General features: G+C 60.6%; 14 protein-coding genes and 1 pseudogene. 7 read left to right on the top strand and 8 right to left on the bottom strand.

Annotated elements, in window-relative coordinates; genetic code table 11:
- The first annotated feature begins 26 nt into the window (after positions 1 to 26).
- A complete protein-coding gene (gene mnmE / locus DU490_RS01635; protein WP_114572597.1) occupies positions 27 to 1,397 on the top strand; it encodes a tRNA uridine-5-carboxymethylaminomethyl(34) synthesis GTPase MnmE in 1,371 nt (456 codons plus the stop codon).
- Between the two features lie 11 nt (positions 1,398 to 1,408).
- Here the strand turns inward: mnmE and DU490_RS01630 are convergent, their stop codons facing one another.
- From DU490_RS01630 to rdgB, 4 genes are all read right to left on the bottom strand, one after another.
- Positions 1,409 to 2,272, bottom strand: coding sequence for a 23S rRNA (adenine(2030)-N(6))-methyltransferase RlmJ (locus DU490_RS01630; RefSeq protein WP_114572596.1), 864 nt, complete (start codon positions 2,270 to 2,272; stop codon positions 1,409 to 1,411).
- A 176-nt stretch (positions 2,273 to 2,448) separates the two neighbouring features.
- Positions 2,449 to 3,129, bottom strand: coding sequence for an OmpA family protein (locus DU490_RS01625; protein ID WP_114572595.1), 681 nt, complete (start codon positions 3,127 to 3,129; stop codon positions 2,449 to 2,451).
- Positions 3,130 to 3,156: 27 nt separating this feature from the next.
- Positions 3,157 to 4,362, bottom strand: a complete 1,206-nt coding sequence (gene hemW, locus DU490_RS01620) for a radical SAM family heme chaperone HemW (protein WP_114572594.1) — start codon at positions 4,360 to 4,362, stop codon at positions 3,157 to 3,159.
- Positions 4,362 to 4,973, bottom strand: coding sequence for an RdgB/HAM1 family non-canonical purine NTP pyrophosphatase (gene rdgB, locus DU490_RS01615; protein ID WP_181869923.1), 612 nt, complete (start codon positions 4,971 to 4,973; stop codon positions 4,362 to 4,364). The genes hemW and rdgB overlap by 1 nt, the downstream gene beginning before the upstream one ends.
- A 706-nt stretch (positions 4,974 to 5,679) precedes the next feature.
- On the opposite strand from rdgB, the gene DU490_RS01610 reads away from it, so the two are divergent.
- Positions 5,680 to 6,351, top strand: coding sequence for a response regulator transcription factor (locus tag DU490_RS01610; protein ID WP_114572592.1), 672 nt, complete (start codon positions 5,680 to 5,682; stop codon positions 6,349 to 6,351).
- A gap of 382 nt (positions 6,352 to 6,733) precedes the next feature.
- Here the strand turns inward: DU490_RS01610 and hemL are convergent, their stop codons facing one another.
- The 4 genes and pseudogenes from hemL to DU490_RS01595 all read right to left on the bottom strand — a co-directional run bounded on the left by hemL (position 6,734) and on the right by DU490_RS01595 (position 11,329).
- Positions 6,734 to 8,023: a glutamate-1-semialdehyde 2,1-aminomutase gene (gene hemL / locus DU490_RS17280; protein ID WP_220270436.1), complete on the bottom strand. Its 1,290-nt coding sequence runs from the start codon at positions 8,021 to 8,023 to the stop codon at positions 6,734 to 6,736.
- Between the two features lie 252 nt (positions 8,024 to 8,275).
- A pseudogene (locus DU490_RS17275) lies at positions 8,276 to 9,070 on the bottom strand (hydroxymethylpyrimidine/phosphomethylpyrimidine kinase); the annotation flags it as partial.
- Position 9,071: 1 nt separating this feature from the next.
- Positions 9,072 to 9,503, bottom strand: a complete 432-nt coding sequence (gene hemJ / locus DU490_RS01600) for a protoporphyrinogen oxidase HemJ (RefSeq protein WP_114572590.1) — start codon at positions 9,501 to 9,503, stop codon at positions 9,072 to 9,074.
- A gap of 68 nt (positions 9,504 to 9,571) precedes the next feature.
- A complete protein-coding gene (locus tag DU490_RS01595; protein ID WP_258801107.1) occupies positions 9,572 to 11,329 on the bottom strand; it encodes a chloride channel protein in 1,758 nt (585 codons plus the stop codon).
- A gap of 149 nt (positions 11,330 to 11,478) precedes the next feature.
- Here DU490_RS01595 and argC point away from each other — a divergent pair, with 149 nt between their 5' ends.
- The 5 genes from argC to DU490_RS01570 all read left to right on the top strand — a co-directional run bounded on the left by argC (position 11,479) and on the right by DU490_RS01570 (position 17,366).
- Positions 11,479 to 12,513 (top strand): N-acetyl-gamma-glutamyl-phosphate reductase, encoded by a 1,035-nt coding sequence (argC, locus tag DU490_RS01590; RefSeq protein WP_114572588.1) that lies wholly within the window; start codon positions 11,479 to 11,481, stop codon positions 12,511 to 12,513.
- 443 nt (positions 12,514 to 12,956) lie between these two features.
- The gene (gene erpA, locus DU490_RS01585) at positions 12,957 to 13,310 is read left to right on the top strand and encodes an iron-sulfur cluster insertion protein ErpA (protein ID WP_114572587.1); all 354 of its coding nucleotides are present in this window, start codon (positions 12,957 to 12,959) and stop codon (positions 13,308 to 13,310) included.
- 699 nt (positions 13,311 to 14,009) lie between these two features.
- Positions 14,010 to 15,905, top strand: a complete 1,896-nt coding sequence (gene mnmG, locus DU490_RS01580; RefSeq protein WP_114572586.1) for a tRNA uridine-5-carboxymethylaminomethyl(34) synthesis enzyme MnmG — start codon at positions 14,010 to 14,012, stop codon at positions 15,903 to 15,905.
- Positions 15,902 to 16,567 (top strand): 16S rRNA (guanine(527)-N(7))-methyltransferase RsmG, encoded by a 666-nt coding sequence (gene rsmG, locus DU490_RS01575; protein ID WP_114572585.1) that lies wholly within the window; start codon positions 15,902 to 15,904, stop codon positions 16,565 to 16,567. Before mnmG ends, rsmG begins: the two co-directional genes overlap by 4 nt.
- Positions 16,568 to 16,595: 28 nt before the next feature.
- On the top strand, positions 16,596 to 17,366 hold the full coding sequence (locus DU490_RS01570; RefSeq protein ID WP_114572584.1) for a ParA family protein: 771 nt from the start codon (positions 16,596 to 16,598) through the stop codon (positions 17,364 to 17,366).
- Position 17,367 lies beyond the last annotated feature (1 nt).

Genomic DNA, 17,367 nt, shown 5'->3' with positions numbered 1-17,367 from the left:
CCCACCCCAGGCAGCTAGGAGCCTCAATGGCAGAGTGCCTCTATACCGCGGACACCATCGCCGCCCTGGCTACCCCACCGGGACGCGGCGGCGTAGGCATCATTCGTGTGTCTGGCCCCGGCTGTCACACCATTGCCGAGGGGGTGCTGGGTCACTGCCCCCCACCCCGTCACGCCCACTATGCACCCTTCCAGGGCGACCAGCGGGTGATCGATGAAGGCATCGGGCTCTACTTCCCGGCGCCCCACTCCTTTACCGGCGAAGACGTACTGGAGCTCCAAGGTCACGGTGGACCGGTGATCATGGATCTGCTGCTTGAACGCTGCGTGCAGCTGGGCGCACGCCTGGCCCGCCCTGGGGAGTTTTCAGAACGCGCCTTTCTCAACGACAAACTCGACCTGGCCCAGGCCGAGGCCATCGCCGACCTGATCGAGGCGAGCTCGCGATCTGCCGCTGAGAACGCCCTGCGCTCGCTTCAGGGGGAATTTTCGCGTCGGGTCGCGGCGTTGGTAGAACGCCTGATCGAGCTGCGTATCTACGTGGAAGCGGCCATCGACTTTCCCGAAGAGGAGATCGACTTCCTCGCCGACAGCAGAGTGACCGAGATGCTGACGGCGGTGAAAGCGGAGCTTACCAAGGTCCGCAAAGCCGCCGCTCAGGGTGCGCTGATGCGCGAAGGCATGAACGTGGTGATCGCGGGGCGGCCCAACGCCGGGAAGTCGAGCCTGCTCAATGCCCTGACCGAGAAGGAAACGGCCATCGTCACCGAGATCGAGGGCACCACCCGCGACGTGCTGCGCGAACACATCCACATCGATGGCATGCCTCTGCACGTGATCGATACGGCCGGCCTGCGCGATACCCCGGACGCCGTGGAACGCATCGGCGTGGCGCGTGCCTGGAACGAGATCGAGAAGGCCGACCGGGTGCTGCTGCTGGTGGATGCCACCACGACCAACGCCACCGATCCCATGTCGATCTGGCCCGAATTCGTCGAGCGACTTGGCGATCCCGGCCGGCTTACCCTGGTCCGCAACAAGATCGATACCAGCCACGAGATCGCCGGGCTCGAGTTATCCACAGCTACGCCGGTCATCCGGCTCTCGGCCAAGACCGGACAGGGTGTGGATAGTTTGAAGACACACCTGAAGGAGGTGATGGGGTATACCACCACCACGGAAGGCCGCTTCTCCGCTCGTCGTCGCCACCTCGATGCGCTCGACAGGGCAAACCGAGCACTAACCACAGGCGAGGAGCAGTTGAGCGGCTACGGCGCAGGTGAGCTGCTGGCCGAGGACCTGCGCGATGCCCAGCAGGCGCTGGGCGAGATCACCGGTGAGTTCAGTGCGGACGACCTGCTGGGCGAGATCTTCGGCAGCTTCTGCATCGGCAAGTAAGGTCTACCGCCCTACTCGGCTACCCACCACTCGCCACGATGCCGAGTATCAGGACCCAGCAGCGGCTCGATGCGAGTCATGGCTGGTTCCAGCTGCGCCTCGAGCCCCCAGGGCGGATTGACGACCAGCACGCCGCTGCCATACATGCCCCTTGCTTCGCTATCTGGCTCACGCAGGGTCAGTTCGCTGCGCCAGATCTTGCGCAGGCCGCCGCTGCGCAACCGTTCCAGCAGCTCACTGTGGCGACCGGCTGGCAGAAGCGGGTACCACACCAGCATCACGCCGTGCCGTGCCTTGCGCATCGCCGACAGCACGGTCTCGGCCACCTCAGCGTACTCGCTCTTGCGCTCGTAGCTGGGATCGATCAATACGCATAGCCGCGGCGTCGAAACCGGCAATCGCTGCAACAGGCCCTTAAGGCCATCGCCATGGATGCGCTGCGCGTTCTTCGGCAGGCGTTGAAGCGCCAGGTGTTCATGCTCGCCGGGGTGCAGTTCGAACAGGATCATGCGATCCACGCCGCGCAGCTGTCTTGTTAGCCACCAGGGAGAGCCCGGATAGCTGTCCAGTGTTGGCATCCCCTGCCTGCTCGCGCCCAACTGAGCCTCGGCCAGCTGTGACAGCCAGTCACCTATCAGCGGTTCCGCTGCCAGCGCTTGCTTCTCCTGCCAGAGTCGCTGTACCCCCTGGCGATGCTCCTGCAACTTCAGGCTCTCCTCCGATGAAAGTGGGTAGAGTCCGCGCCCGGCATGAGTATCGATATAGGTGATCGGTGACGCCTTACGTAGCAGAAAGCCGATAACGGCAAAGAGAGTCAGGTGCTTGTGCACATCGGCGAAATTACCGGCATGGTAGGCGTGCTGATAGGAAAGCATGGCCACGGGTCCTTGAGGTGGCGAAGAGATGGCGAATCGGCAGGGGCTTCACACCTGGCTGGCAAAGCGACCAGGCACGGCGCCTTGTCAGGCAAGTGACGATTCTTGGCAAAGACTATCGAAAAGGCCCGCCACTGTCAGTGACGGGCCCGGTTCGAGCGGCAGGCATGGCCGGTCTATTGCTGGAATTGGCTCTCGATCGGAGTGAGCGTAATCTCGACGCGACGGTTCTGGGCGCGGCCATCCTCAGTTGTGTTGCTCGCCACCGGCTGGCTTGCGCCATAGCCAGTCATGTAGAGCCGATTACGCGTTACGCCGTTCTGAGTCAGATAGTTGCCGACCGCCTCGGCTCTGCGCTCAGATAGCCGTTGGTTGTAGCCGGCATCACCGGTGCTGTCGGTATGACCAGCGATATTGACCCGCGTGTCGGTGTATTGCGTCAGGATTGAAGAAACGTCATTGAGGGCATTGCGGGCACTCGGGGTCAGTTCGCTGGAGTCGAAGCCGAACGTCACGCTGCTCGGCATGTTGAGCACGATATCGTCGCCACGGCGCTCCACATCGACGCCGGTGCCCCTCATGCTCTCGCGCAGTTGCTGCTCCTGACGGTCCATATAGGCGCCAACGCCAGCACCCGCAGCCGCACCCACCGCGGCACCGATCAGCGCACGATCTCGCCGACTGGTGCTGCCACTGCCCGATAGGGCACCTGCAGCGGCGCCGACTGCCGCACCAACACCGGCGCCGGTCATGGTGCTGGAGCGCTGAGTCTGACCACCGTAGGGGTCCGTCGTGGCACAGCCTATCAGTAGGGCTGCCGCGGCTAGCGGTACAACAAGTCGAAGGGGTTTGAACATGGTTATCTCCGGAAGTCAGGGAGTGATTCATTCAGCGCCGGCATCGGCTTCGCCAATCATAACCAGCAATTCGTTCAAGAATAATAGACCTTGAGGCGATGCCTGCAGTCGCTGGTCATCTTCCACAAGAAGTCCTTTTTTACGTGCCGACAGGAGGCGAGCCTCCAGAGTGCCGAAAGGAAACCCAGTATGCGCCTCCCAGTCCGCCATCGACACTCCTTCCACCAAACGCAACGCATTCATGGCGAACTCCAGCGGCAGCTCATCCTCGACCACCTCGGCACGACCGGCGACGAAGCCGCGGGGATCGTGGCACCGACGCAGATAGGCTTCCGGTTGTCGGGCCTTCCAGCGACGTTCGATATGCAGGCCGCCCTGCACATCGGCGATACTAAGCTTGCCGTGCGCGCCGGCACCGATACCCAGATAATCGCCGAAGCGCCAATAGTTGAGGTTGTGGCGCGACTGCAGGCCCTGCCGGGCATAGGCCGATATCTCGTAACGCGTCAATCCGGCGGCCTCGAGCCGCTCATGCCCGCGATCCTGAATATCCCACAGCACCTCCTCCTCGGGTAGGACAGGCGGGCGTGAATGGAACTCGGTATTGGGTTCCACTGTGAGCTGGTACCAGGAGAGGTGCTCCGGCGAGAGGGAGAGCGCACGATCGAGATCGGCTAGCGCCAGCTCCGGGGTCTGACCCGGCAAGCCATGCATGAGGTCAAGGTTGATGTTGTCGAAGCCAGCATGACGCGCCTCGTCCATCGCCGTCATCGCATCGTTACCGCTGTGGATACGGCCCAGTGACTGCAGTTGGGCATCCTGGAAGCTTTGCACCCCCAGGGAGAGCCGATTGATGCCCGCCGCTCGATAGCCCTGGAACCGGCCACGCTCCAGGGTTCCCGGATTCGCTTCTAACGTCACTTCGATATCCGAGGCCAGGGAGAGCCGGCGGGACAGCATCTCAAACAGCTCCGCATAGAAGCCGGCCGACATCAGGCTCGGCGTTCCTCCACCGATGAAGATACTGGTCAGCTCGCGGCCATATACCAGTGGCAGATCGGCCTCGAGATCCTGAAGCAACGCCGCCAGATAGCGTGTTTCAGGCAATTCGGCGCCATGACCCACACCGTGAGAGTTGAAATCGCAGTAGGGGCACTTGCGCACGCACCAGGGAACATGAACATAGAGCGACAGCGATGGTAGGCTAACGCCTCGCCGAGAAAGCGTGGTCATCACCCTGCCGCCGTCTCGCCCAAGACTGTCACCAGCGACTGGAGTGCCCTTCCTCTATGGCTTAGCCGGTTCTTTTCTTCGGCACCGAGTTCGGCGACGCTCCGGCCTAGCGACGGTAGCCAGAACAACGAATCGTAGCCGAAACCGCCTTCCCCACGAGGCGCTGTCAGAATCTCACCATCCCAGCTGCGCTGCACGATCAAGGGCACCGGGTCGTCGGGATGACGAAGATAAGCCAATACGCACCAGTAGCGTGCCGTACGGCGAGGTGCTGGTATCCCGACCAGCGCCGCAAGCAGTTTGGCATTGTTGCGAGCGTCGCTCTTCGGCTCACCGGCGTAGCGGGCGGAGTAGATACCAGGTTGACCATGAAGGATATCCACCTCCAGGCCGGAATCATCCGCCAGTGCGGGCAAGCCGCTGATGCGGCTCGCCTCGCGTGCCTTGAGCAGGGCATTCTCGACGAATGTCAGCCCCGTCTCTTCGACATCGATCGCCCCGAAATCCGCCTGGGGCCGAACGTGCATCCCGAGCCGGCTCAACAGCTGATTGAATTCCTTGATTTTTCCAGCATTACTACTAGCCAGAATCACTGTTGCTTGACCCGACACAAGGCCACCTCGCAAAGCAAAGACAATAGGACGGAGTATGCCATAGAGAGCATCTGCAAGGTGGAAGAGAAAACAAATGGTGACAATTTCGTAACTCATCTTTACAATATGGCAGCAGCATGAGCCGCTCAGCGAACAGACTAGGCGTGTGTACTCGCCATAGGCTGAGGATGCTGCGTTGAATTGATTAGATTAACCAGAAGGAAAGGCTCTTATACTGCTGTAAATGCATAATGATTAGATGAAATTTATCATCCTTTAATGATTATGCGAAAACAAAAAAGTACCAAAATGGCAGCCACTAATAAACCGATAAAGCTTCTGAAATTGTCTATTGGGACCGAGTCCAGCAACGATGTGTAGCCGGCAGGGTGAGCCAGAATAAGGCCTAATTCCATTTTCATGGAGTAATGGTATTACCATGTCTATACTGCAATTGCGCTCTTGGGGATTTTTGAATTCTTGAGGAAACCCATAGCCAGCATGAAAAAAAAATCATCCTGAAGTGTGGCTCGTTCCGAGGCGGTAACGCAAAAAAACAGCTCATAAATTAATGGCATAAAAAAATATTAGGTAATAGCAATTAGTTATTGCCATATTTACTTTTTTTGTCCGAGACTCCAACAAGGGTTTCGTTAACGTTACGTTACGTTACAGAATCGCACATTACAGAATCACTACAGCTCGCAAAGGGAGGGGCAGCATTATGGACAACATGGATTGTCACGTTCTTCTGGTGACCGACATCAACCCGCAGTCGAAACTATTTATCGAATACATTCAGCAGAAATTCGAGCATGACATCGTTGCCGTCAGCGAAAGCGAGGCTCCGCACATCAATGGTAATCAGCCAATGCTGGTCATTCTCGATCTGGATCATCTTAGCGAAGCCAGCATGCAGCGCTGGCAGGGCATAGCCGATGAGAATGAACAAATCAGTCTCGCTGCGTTCAATGTCCGGGGCGAAGATCATGCCGTCGAACTGCTCTCGACGCTCAACCTCCAGGGCATCTTCTATCGCAATGACAGCATCGAGCTGATCTGCAAAGGCTTGCAGGCCTTGCAGGATGGCAGCCTATGGATGTCCCGGGCACTCATGTCCAGGATGATATTGCTGCTCAGGCGGCAGCAGATGAACTCCTACCGTCCCGCCTGTGGACTGACACAACGTGAGTTGGAGATAATTGGTCTACTTGGCACTGGTGCTACCAATTCGGAAATTGCCGAAAAGCTGTTTGTCAGTGAGCACACGGTCAAGTCACACCTCTATAATATTTTTAGAAAAATCAAGGTCCATAACAGGTTGCAGGCAATGAACTGGGCAAGGAGAAATCTTTTCAGCGTACCGCCAAGTTTTCGCAAGGAAATGAAGCACTGACAAGAAGGTGGGATAGGGCCGAGCCTGACATTGGAGCGGTCATATACTGGCTATGAGTTCCTCTCATGGCTACGTACCAACTGGTAGGACGGTCCACTTACTCGGCATCTAATCTGTTCCGGCAAGACCTGGCAGGCGTTGATTAGGTACGCGAAGTGGCATCGCCGGTAAAGATATCCACAGCCGGTTCCACGCCAACCGCCTGTGGATCAATACCCTACAAGCACTGCCGCTCGACATCCGAGCAGAGCCACCACCAGTGAGTCGACCAGTTCGTCCAGGCTGAGGGGGCCGGGAGCGTGTGATGTCGACGTCACTGATGGCTTGGCCATGATGATAGCGCCTCGAAAACAGGCCCTCAAAACGATTGCCCAGCTCTCGGTCAGCCTTGACGCACCTGGTCGAAGGCCTTGACCGCGGCATCTAGGGTCACCTGGATGTCTTCCGGGCTGTGGGCGCTGGACATAAATCCTGCTTCATAGGCCGATGGAGCCAGATAGATGCCTTCATCAAGCATCGCCGAAAAGAATCGGCGAAAAGAATCGGTATCGCAGGCAGTAGCCTGGGCAAAATTGTCGACTCGCGACTGCCCGGTGAAGAAGAGTCCGAACATACCGCCAGCACGCTGTGTAATCATATCGACACCGGCCGCATCGGCACGTTCCTGGAGGCCATGGCAGAGCGTCTCCACCCGCTGTGCCAGCGCATCATGGAAACCCGGTTCACGCAGCTTGGTCAGTAGCGCGATACCGGCAGCCATGGCCAGCGGGTTGCCCGAAAGGGTGCCCGCCTGATAGACCGGCCCCAGTGGCGAGATCTGCTCCATCACCTCGCGCCTGCCACCGAAGGCCCCCACCGGCATGCCGCCGCCGACAATCTTGCCCAGGCAAGTCAGATCAGGGGTAATGTCATAATTCGCCTGGGCACCACCCATGGCGACCCGGAAGCCTGTCATCACCTCGTCGAAGATCAACACGCTGCCGTTTTCGGTACAGACCCGACGCAAGGTCTCCAGGAAGCCCGGCTGCGGCGGAATGCAGTTCATGTTGCCGGCCACCGGCTCCACGATGATGCAGGCGATCTCGCTGCCGATCTCCTCGAAGCAGGCCTCGACGGCATCGAGATCGTTGTAAGAGAGAGTAATGGTATGCTCGGCCAGCGAAGCGGGTACGCCAGGTGAGCTGGGTTCGCCATGGGTCAGGGCGCCGGATCCGGCCTTGACCAGCAGCGAGTCGGAGTGGCCATGATAGTTGCCCTCGAACTTGACGATCTTGTCGCGACCGGTGAAGCCCCGCGCCAGGCGAATCGCCGACATGGTGGCCTCGGTGCCGGAATTTACCATGCGCACCATCTCGATAGAGGGGATCATGTCGCAGATCAGATCGGCCATGGTGGTCTCGATGGCGGTCGGGGTGCCGAAGGAGAGGCCATTATCGAGCCGATCCCGCACGGCGCCGAGCACGTCGGGGTCGGCGTGGCCGGTGATCATCGGTCCCCAGGAGCCGACATAATCCACATAGCGCTTGCCTTCCACGTCATAGAGATAGGCCCCCTGTGCCCGTTCCATGAAGACCGGTGGCCGATGCAAGCCCTTGAAGGCACGAACCGGGGAATTGACGCCACCGGGTATGTGGCGGCAGGCCTGTTCGAAGAGCTGTGCGGATGTGGTCATGAAAGCCTCTTTGCTGTCGCTGAAACGAAGGTCGAAAGGATCCCCGCCTGAACCGTCCAGGCTGTGGATAGAATCTTGGATAACCTTGTTGCGAATGTTGAATAACCGGTGATCTACGGTCATATCGCGTGTACGGGTCATCTCTCCGGTCATTTTGTCTGTCCCCGTGGCACCTGGCCAGCACCAACGGCCGTCAGACAGCCTATTCTTGCTGCCAGTCAAGTCGGCAATGGGGTTGCCGCAACTGCCCATGCGCCGTGGCAATGACTGGTGCCTGCCCGGACACCATCCATCGGCCAATGCCTGCCAGGTAAACGACTGAGCCTGTTCGCAGGCTAACAGTGGCGGCTCTCCCCCCGCCAACCGTGCCGCCAGCGCTGCGGCAAGGGTACAGCCCGAACCATGATAGCGCTCCGACAGCCGGGGCCAGCGCCAGCGAAAACGCTGTTCACCTGTGTAGAGTACCTGTTGGACCTGATTGGCTGGCACCCGCTGGTCGGGGTCATCGGTACCCGTCACCAACAGCGCACGGCAGCCTAGGCCGAGCAGTCGCTCCACCCGGGCAGAGTCGTCATTCGCCTCGCTACCCGCCAGCCGAGCCAATTCCAGCCGATTGGGTGTCAGAATATCCACAAGCGGCAGCAGGCGAGCGCGGAAAGCGTCCAATAAAGCGGCTGTGGATAACTCACCTCCTCCCCCCGCCTTGAGCACCGGATCTACCACGACCGGCACCCCGGGGTAAGCACGTACGATATCCACCACCGCATCGAGCACATCCACACTCGCGATCAGGCCCACCTTGATGGACGCAATGGAGAACTCGTCAAGGGCGTTGGCCATCTCGCGGATCAGCCGTGCCTCGACTGGTACCACCCGTTCAACATCTCGGCAGTTCTGCACTGTCAAGGCGGTCGGAATGGTAACGCCCCAGCCACCGCAGGCCACCACGGCTTCACTGTCGGCGACCAGTCCGGCGCCACCGGTTGGGTCATGACCCGCCAGAATCAGCACGACGGGAGGGGTAGGCTGTTGAGCGCTGTCACTCATGTCAGAACGGCTTGAGTACGGCAAGGATCACGATGACCAACAGAGCGATTACCGGCAATTCATTGAACCAGCGGAAGAAGACATGACTACGGTGACAGCGGCCGGCGGCAAACTGTTTCAAGTAAACCAGGCAGACATGATGGTAGATGACCAGTAGCACCACCAACAGCAGCTTGACGTGCATCCAGCCCATGCCGAGCCAGTGCGGCATCAGGTAGAGCATCCAGGCACCCAGCCCCAACACGGCGATCATGGAGGGGGTCATGATGCCACGATAGAGCTTACGCTCCATCACCGTGAAGTAATCGATGGCCTGCTGCTCACCCTTTTCACGAGCCATGGCATGGTAGACGAAGAGCCGCGGCAGGTAGAACATCGCCGCGAACCAGGTAATCACGGCAACGATATGCAGAGCCTTTAGCCACAGGTACATGGGGTCTCCAGACAGGGCGAGTCGATGAAGTATCGACCATGTGAGCGAATGACGACTTGAGCGGACGCCTACTTCAGCGAATAGTAACGTTCGATGGCGCCGCGTGTGATGATACCCGAAATCCGCTTCTGCTTCGGCCGATGTCCGTGCTCCACGAAAAGCGCATCCACCGCCTGATCGTTAAGCCGCTCGAAGGCTTCCGATAGCGTGGCCTGCAGATGAATCGGTGCCATCTCCAGGCGTTGGCCAGGTACCTCAAGCAAGTCGATCAGCTCACTTGCGGTTTTGACCGCCTCTGCCAGTTGCTCGTCCATCAGCGCCCGGGCCAGATCTGCCGCCTTGAGCGCCAGGGTTGGTTTGTCATCGGTCGAGCGCATGATCAGTATCCATACCGGCTTGGCATCGAGCAGGGCGCGAGCCTGATCCCTGGTCACCATACGTTGGGTACGCACCAGGCTGCGTTCCATCACAGCCGGCACCGACACCCGGGAGAGGGCTTGCATCAGTGGCTGTTGCAGGGGATGCAGACCCTGACGGGTCACGCTGACGAAGAAGCCGTCACAGCGACATAGCTGCCGGGCGGTCAGCCCCGATACAACCACTGCCAGCATGCCAGGCAAAATGATGTTGGGATTATGGGTGAGTTCGAGTAGCGCCATCAGGGCAGCAAGCGGTGCCTGCAGCACCGCACCCATCATCGCCGCCATGCCAAGCATGGCATAGAAACCCGGCTCGGCGGCCAGCGGCGGCCACAGCTGGGACCCGACCAGACCGGCAAGGGCTCCCGCGGCGGCACCCACAACCAGGATCGGACCGATGATGCCGATGGGAATACCGCTGGCCACGGTAAGGCCGGTTAGCAGCAGCTTGGCCACCACCAAGGCGAACAGGACATCCACGGCCAGGTGACCGGTGAGTGACGCATCCAGGCTGTCATAGCCGATTCCCTGTACCTCGGGATACCACCAGGCCACGCCGGCCGTAGCCACTGCTACGAGCATCAGTCTCAGCCAGACCGGCAACCTCCTGATGGCGGGACTCTTCGCCACATGGATGAAAATGCCGGCCAACAAGCCAACGAACAACGCCGTGACCACGATCCAGGGCAGGTTCATCAGCGACCCCATGCTGACGCTGGGCACCTGGAAGGCCGGTTCCGAACCGTAGACCAGCATGGCAACCAGCGCGCCCATGGTGGAGGCCAGGATCACCGGCATGAATCCAACGATGGTGTACTCCAGCATCACCACTTCCATGGCAAAGATGACCCCAGCAATGGGCGTGTTGAAGGAGGCCGAAATTCCCGCCGCGGTGCCACAGGCCACCAGCACGCGCAGGCTGTTGTGAGGCAGCCGCAGGCGCTCCCCGATGCCACTGGCCGCCGCCGCACCGAGGTGTATCGCGGGGCCTTCACGGCCCGCCGACAAGCCACCGATCACCGATATCACCCCCACCCACCACTGGTTGATCCAGTTACGCAACGGGAAACGGCCTTGGTGATAGGAGAGGCGTTCGATGACATGGCCCACCCCCATCTTGCGAGCGGCCGCAGGCTGACGCCACAGGAAGATGCCGATGATCAGTACTGCCAGCAGTGGCAGGGACGAGCGCAGCAGCGGCGAGAGCCCCTCGAAGTTCTCGGGGTCGCCGTCGGGCATGAAGGTCAATGCCCCCAAATCAAGCAACAGCCGGAACCCAACCATCACGGCCCCTGTCAACAGTCCCGAGAACACCCCCAGCACGCATAGCTGGGGCAGGGCGTCCACATTGGCCAACTTGCGGCGAAAGCCTTCCAGGGTAAGGTCGGGCAGCGACGGCAACGGCACGGCGATATTCCTGTGCGATGAGTTTCCAGGGGCGGCTGGGAGGCAGCCCTCTCTCTTGTGTATCATATCTACACGGAGCGGTCCCAGTGCCAGGGCTCTCTACAGTACAGCAGGCCAATCTCCAGACGGCCCAACAAGAGGAGTCCATCGTGATCAAGGTCGGAATCGTCGGCGGCACCGGTTATACCGGCGTCGAACTGCTCAGGCTGCTAGCTCAGCACCCAGAGGTCGAGGTCGAGGCCATCACCTCACGATCCGAGGCGGGCATGGGCGTCAACGAGATGTACCCCAACCTGCGCGGCCATTACGATGACCTGGCCTTCAGCGAGCCCAATGCCGAGCGGCTGGGGACCTGCGATGCAGTGTTCTTCGCCACACCTCATGGTGTGGCCCACGCCCTGGCTGGTGAATTGCTGGCCAAGGGCACCCGTGTCATCGACCTCTCCGCGGACTTCCGCCTGCGTGACGCCGAGGAGTGGGCGAGCTGGTACGGTCAACCCCACGGTGCACCGGAACTCCTCGATGAAGCCGTCTACGGGCTGCCCGAGATGCACCGTGAGCGCATCCGCCAGGCACGCCTGATCGCCGTGCCCGGCTGCTATCCCACCGCCGTGCAGCTCGGCCTGCTGCCGCTGCTCGAAGCCGGCCTGATCGACACAGGCCATGTCATCGCCGACTGCAAGTCCGGTGTCACCGGCGCCGGCCGAGGTGCCAAGGTGCCGTCACTGATGGCCGAGGCCAGCGAGTCGATGAAGGCCTACGGTGCCGCCGGCCACCGCCACCTGCCGGAGATTCGCCAGGGCCTTGGCGACGCTGCCAGAGGGCCGGTGGGGTTGACCTTCGTGCCGCACCTGACGCCAATGATCCGCGGCATCCATGCGACCCTCTACGGCAGGCTGACCCGTGACCCCGGCGATCTGCAAAGCCTCTTCGAGAGCCGCTTTTCTGCCGAGCCCTTCGTCGACGTCATGCCGGCCGGCAGCCACCCGGAGACCCGCAGCGTCAAGGGTGCCAATGTCTGCCGCCTGGCGGTCCATCGTCCGGGCGACGGCGACACCGTGGTGGTACTGGCGGTGATCGACAACCTTGTCAAGGGAGCCTCCGGACAGGCAATTCAGAACCTCAACCTGATGTTCGGATTCGACGAGCACGCAGGACTCGCCGCGCCGGCACTGATGCCCTGATCTCATCACCCTGAACGTATAGGGCACCGAGGCAAGGGCGCAGAGGAGGTCCTACGCCAGGGGTGAGGAGCACTGCTCCGAACGGGCTGGCCATGGATGGCCAGCACCGGTCCTGCAAGCGAAGAGGGACGCGAGAGCGAAGCAGCGCGTCGGTAGCGTACAGGGATGTATTCACAGCGCCTCCTCGTAGTCCTTTCCTCGGAATAGTCCGAACGGCTCATCGAATAGTTGACCCTTTTGCTAGGGATTGGGGATAATCCCCTGTTACCCATTCATTCAGCTCAAGGAAATGCTGAACAAATCGGCGAACGTGATGAAACGCAAGGCGCACGGAGCGCAAGAACCGGAGCATATGGGGTATATGTGAGGATTCTTAGCACCTCGCAACGCAGCGATTCGCTCGTGCAGCCATTTGAGCGGCGTTTCCGCAGGGGAGGATGCCCATGAGCGGCGCAGAAACCTTCGTGCCCACTCCCATGATGCTCTCCGACAGTGCCAGAAAACGACTGCAGGCGCTCATCGCAGAGGAAGGCAAACCGGGACTCAAGCTACGGGTCTACGTGACCGGCGGTGGCTGTTCGGGCTTCCAGTATGGCTTCGACTTCGCCGAGGATGTGGCGGATGACGATGCCCTGATCGAGTTCGATGACGTGGCCTTAGTGGTCGACGAGCTCTCCTACCAGTATCTGGTCGGGTCCACCGTGGATTACGAAGAGGGCCTCGCTGGCGCCCGCTTCCTGGTCCAGAACCCCAACGCCACCACCACCTGTGGCTGCGGTGCTTCCTTCATGGTATAGCCCTGATCCAGGGCCTTATCGGGAACCCCCTCTCTTCGATGTCTCGCTTTTCGGGATTCTAACCATGTTACATGGGGTGAATCCCATGAAAACCACCTACGACAAGTTCCACGCAACGTGCTTAGACGAAGTCCCCGACGCCAAATGAAGTGACCTTTCCATACGGTGGAACGTCGAGGAAGTGGTGAAAAAGGCCCTGTCGGGTTATCGACAGGGCCTTTTTCGTGGTGTGGGTAAGTATTTTCCCGCTGGTTCGCTTTTCGCCCGGAAAGCCCCGCCACAAGGGCTTTCATTGCCCTTATACCGGCTTGTTTACAACAATGGTAACAAGACAGGTAGCCGCCGGTGGACAAGCGGTGCAAGATTTCGCCTGTGCGTAACTTGGCATTTCATCCACAGGCTCGTCACCGGTCGCCCTCAGGAGGCACGCCGCTTCTCACGCCACTAGTCAACAATCTAAGAAGTTGAAAAATAGTAGATAAATACAGTTACCCACAGATTTTGTCCACACTAGTAGTAACAACATCAACAGAACTACCTTTAAATCATTCTATTTATTTTATAGAAAAACTGAAGATCGCGTTCTCTCGGGCTACCCCATGTGGAAAACCCCTGACGCTTACCCACAGGAGGTTTATACTGCCAGGCTGATTTTCGTCCCTTACGCAATATCCGCGCTCAAGCGCAATGAGGTGTACCTTGGATTACCCCGACCGCTTTGACGTTATCGTCATCGGCGGCGGCCATGCGGGAACCGAAGCCGCTCTGGCCTCTGCTCGCATGGGCTGTCAGACCCTGTTGCTGACCCACAACATCGAAACCCTGGGGCAGATGTCCTGCAATCCTGCCATCGGCGGGATCGGCAAGAGTCATCTGGTCAAGGAAATCGATGCCATGGGCGGTGCCATGGGCCTGGCGACCGACCGGGGCGGTATCCAGTTTCGTGTACTCAACGCTCGCAAAGGCCCTGCGGTGAGGGCAACACGAGCCCAGGCCGACCGGGTCCGCTACAAGGCGGCCATTCGCGGCATGCTGGAAAACCAGCCAAACCTGACGCTGTTCCAGCAGGCTGCCGGCGATCTGATCGTCGATAACGACACCGTTCGTGGCGTAGTGACCGAAACCGGCATTCGCTTCCTCGGCGAAACGGTGGTGCTTTGCACCGGAACCTTCCTCGGCGGCGTGATACATATCGGGCTCGACCAGAGCCGCGGCGGTCGCGCCGGGGATCCCCCCTCCAATACCCTGGCCCAGCGGCTGCGGGCGTTGCCCTTTCGGGTCGATCGGCTCAAGACCGGTACCCCCCCGCGCCTCGATGCCAAGAGCATCGATTTCTCGGTGCTCGAGGAGCAACCCGGTGATACGCCGACCCCGGTGATGTCCTACCTGGGGAACCGCGAGATGCAGCCACGTCAGGTGAGCTGCCACATCGCTCATACCAACGAGCGCACCCACGAGATCATCCTCGCCAACCTGGATCGTTCGCCAATGTATTCCGGCGTGATCGAGGGCGTCGGGCCGCGCTACTGCCCGTCGATCGAGGACAAGGTTCACCGCTTTGCCGACAAGGCTAGCCATCAGATATTCATCGAGCCGGAAGGGCTCGACACCAATGAGCTCTACCCCAACGGGATCTCCACCTCGCTACCCTTCGATGTGCAGCTGCAGGTGGTACGCTCGATTCACGGGCTGGAAAACGCCCATGTCACCCGGCCCGGCTACGCCATCGAGTACGATTTCTTCGATCCCCGCGACCTGAAGCACTCGCTGGAAACGAAATTTATCCACAACCTGTTCTTCGCCGGCCAGATCAACGGCACCACCGGCTACGAAGAGGCCGGCGCCCAGGGCCTGCTGGCCGGGCTCAACGCTGCCCGCCGTGCCAGGGGACTGGACGCCTGGTGGCCACGCCGCGACGAGGCCTACCTTGGCGTGCTGGTGGACGATCTGATCACCATGGGCACGAAAGAGCCCTACCGCATGTTCACGTCACGAGCCGAATACCGGCTGCTGCTGCGCGAGGACAATGCCGATCTGCGCCTCACCGAGGCCGGCCGCAGGCTCGGCCTGGTCGACGACGTCCGCTGGACGGCTTTCGCCACCAAGCGGGAGGCCATCGAGCGCGAGAGCGCCCGGTTCGCGGCAACCTGGGTACATCCCGGCACCGCCGCCGCCGAGGCCATCGCCGAGAAGACCGGCAAGGCGCTTACGCGCGAATACAGCCTGATGGACCTGCTCAAGCGTCCTGAGCTTGGTTATGACGATCTCGCCGACATGGGCGGAGAGCCGGTGACAGACGAGGCGGTGGCCGAACAGGTGCAGATCCAGGCCAAGTACCAAGGCTACATCGACCGCCAGCAGGACGAGATCGACCGGCTCAAGCGCCACGAAGCGACGCCGCTGCCGGCCGAGCTCGATTATGACCGGGTCGAGGGTCTCTCCCACGAGATCCGTCAGAAACTCGGCGAGGCGCGACCGGCGACGCTGGCCCAGGCGTCACGGATTTCCGGCGTTACCCCGGCGGCTGTTTCCATCCTGCTGATTCACTTGAAGAAGCGTCGACTCCTCGATGACAGCCGGGTAGCCAACGGATGACGACGGACACGACCACAGCGGTAGAAACGCAGCTCGATCAGGGCCTCAACGCCTTGGGCATAGTCGTAACGTCTGCACAGCGCAAGCAGCTGCTGGACCTGGTGGGGTTGTTGCACAAGTGGAATCGCGCCTATAACCTCACCGCGATACGCTCACCCGAGGAAATGGTGGCCAAGCACCTGCTCGACAGTGCCGCCGTGCTGCCTTTCGTGACCGACGAACCACTGCTCGACGTGGGGTCGGGGCCGGGGCTCCCGGGGCTCGTGCTGGCGATCCTCAAGCCCCGGCTTGCGGTCACGCTGCTCGACAGCAACGGCAAGAAAGTGCGGTTTCAGCGTCAGGCGGTGATGGAACTCGGACTCGGCAACGTCACTCCGGTTCAGGCTCGGGTCGAGTCCTTCGAACCGCCCGAGGGTGGCTATGCCCAGGTCGTCTCCCGGGCCTTTGCCAGTCTTGGCGACTTCGTGTCGCTGACCCGGCACTTGCCCTCGCCGACAGGGCGCTGGCTGGCGATGAAGGGGCCGGCAGTCGATGACGAGCTGGCCGGGTTGCCCGACGCAGTGTCGATCCGTGAGCGTCATGGCCTGACGGTACCCTTCACGACGGGAGTTCGTCAGTTGTTGATCGTCGAGCGATCCGATTCCAACCCTGGCCGCCGGTGAGCGTGCCATCGACGCAAGGATGTCGCCCGTGACCCAGATAATCGCCTTGACCAACCAGAAGGGTGGCGTGGGCAAGACCACCACCGCCGTCAACCTGGCCGCCAGCCTGGCGGCGCTGGATCGTCGCGTGCTGCTGGTTGATCTGGACCCGCAGGGTCATGCCACCATGGGCAGCGGTATCGACAAGCACAGCCTGGACGGCAGCGTGCTCGACATGCTGCTTGGCGACAAGAGCGCACTGGAGGTGATGCTCGACTGCCCCGCGGCAGGCTATGCACTGCTGCCGGGCAACGGGGATCTCACCGCTGCCGAGGTGGAACTGCTCGATCGCTCCGAAGGGCGGGAACGCTGTCTGATCGAAGCCCTGAAGCCGGTCGCCGATGAGTACGACGTGGTGCTGATCGACTGTCCTCCGTCGCTCAACATGCTCACGGTCAATGCCTTGACCGCGGCCGATGGCGTGCTGATTCCCCTGCAGTGCGAATTCTATGCCCTGGAGGGCCTTTCGGCGCTGCTCGACACCGTGGAGCAGATCAAGGATCGGGTGAACCCGGGGCTGGCCGTCTACGGCATCCTGCGCACCATGTTCGACTCACGCAACAGCCTCACCCGTGATGTCAGCAAGCAGTTGCGAGACTATTTCGGTGAAACCCTGCTCAAGACCACCATTCCGCGTAACGTGCGCGTGGCCGAGGCACCGAGCCATGGGTTGCCGGTGACTAAGTACGCTCGCTTCTCGCGAGGCAGCCAGGCCCATCGGGTACTGGCCAAGGAGCTGATACGCCGGCTGTCGCTGTAAC

The sequence above is a fragment of the Halomonas sp. DQ26W genome (genome assembly GCF_003339685.1).
Classification (GTDB): Bacteria; Pseudomonadota; Gammaproteobacteria; order Pseudomonadales; family Halomonadaceae; genus Halomonas.
This window is presented reverse-complemented; position numbering and strand designations above follow the sequence as displayed.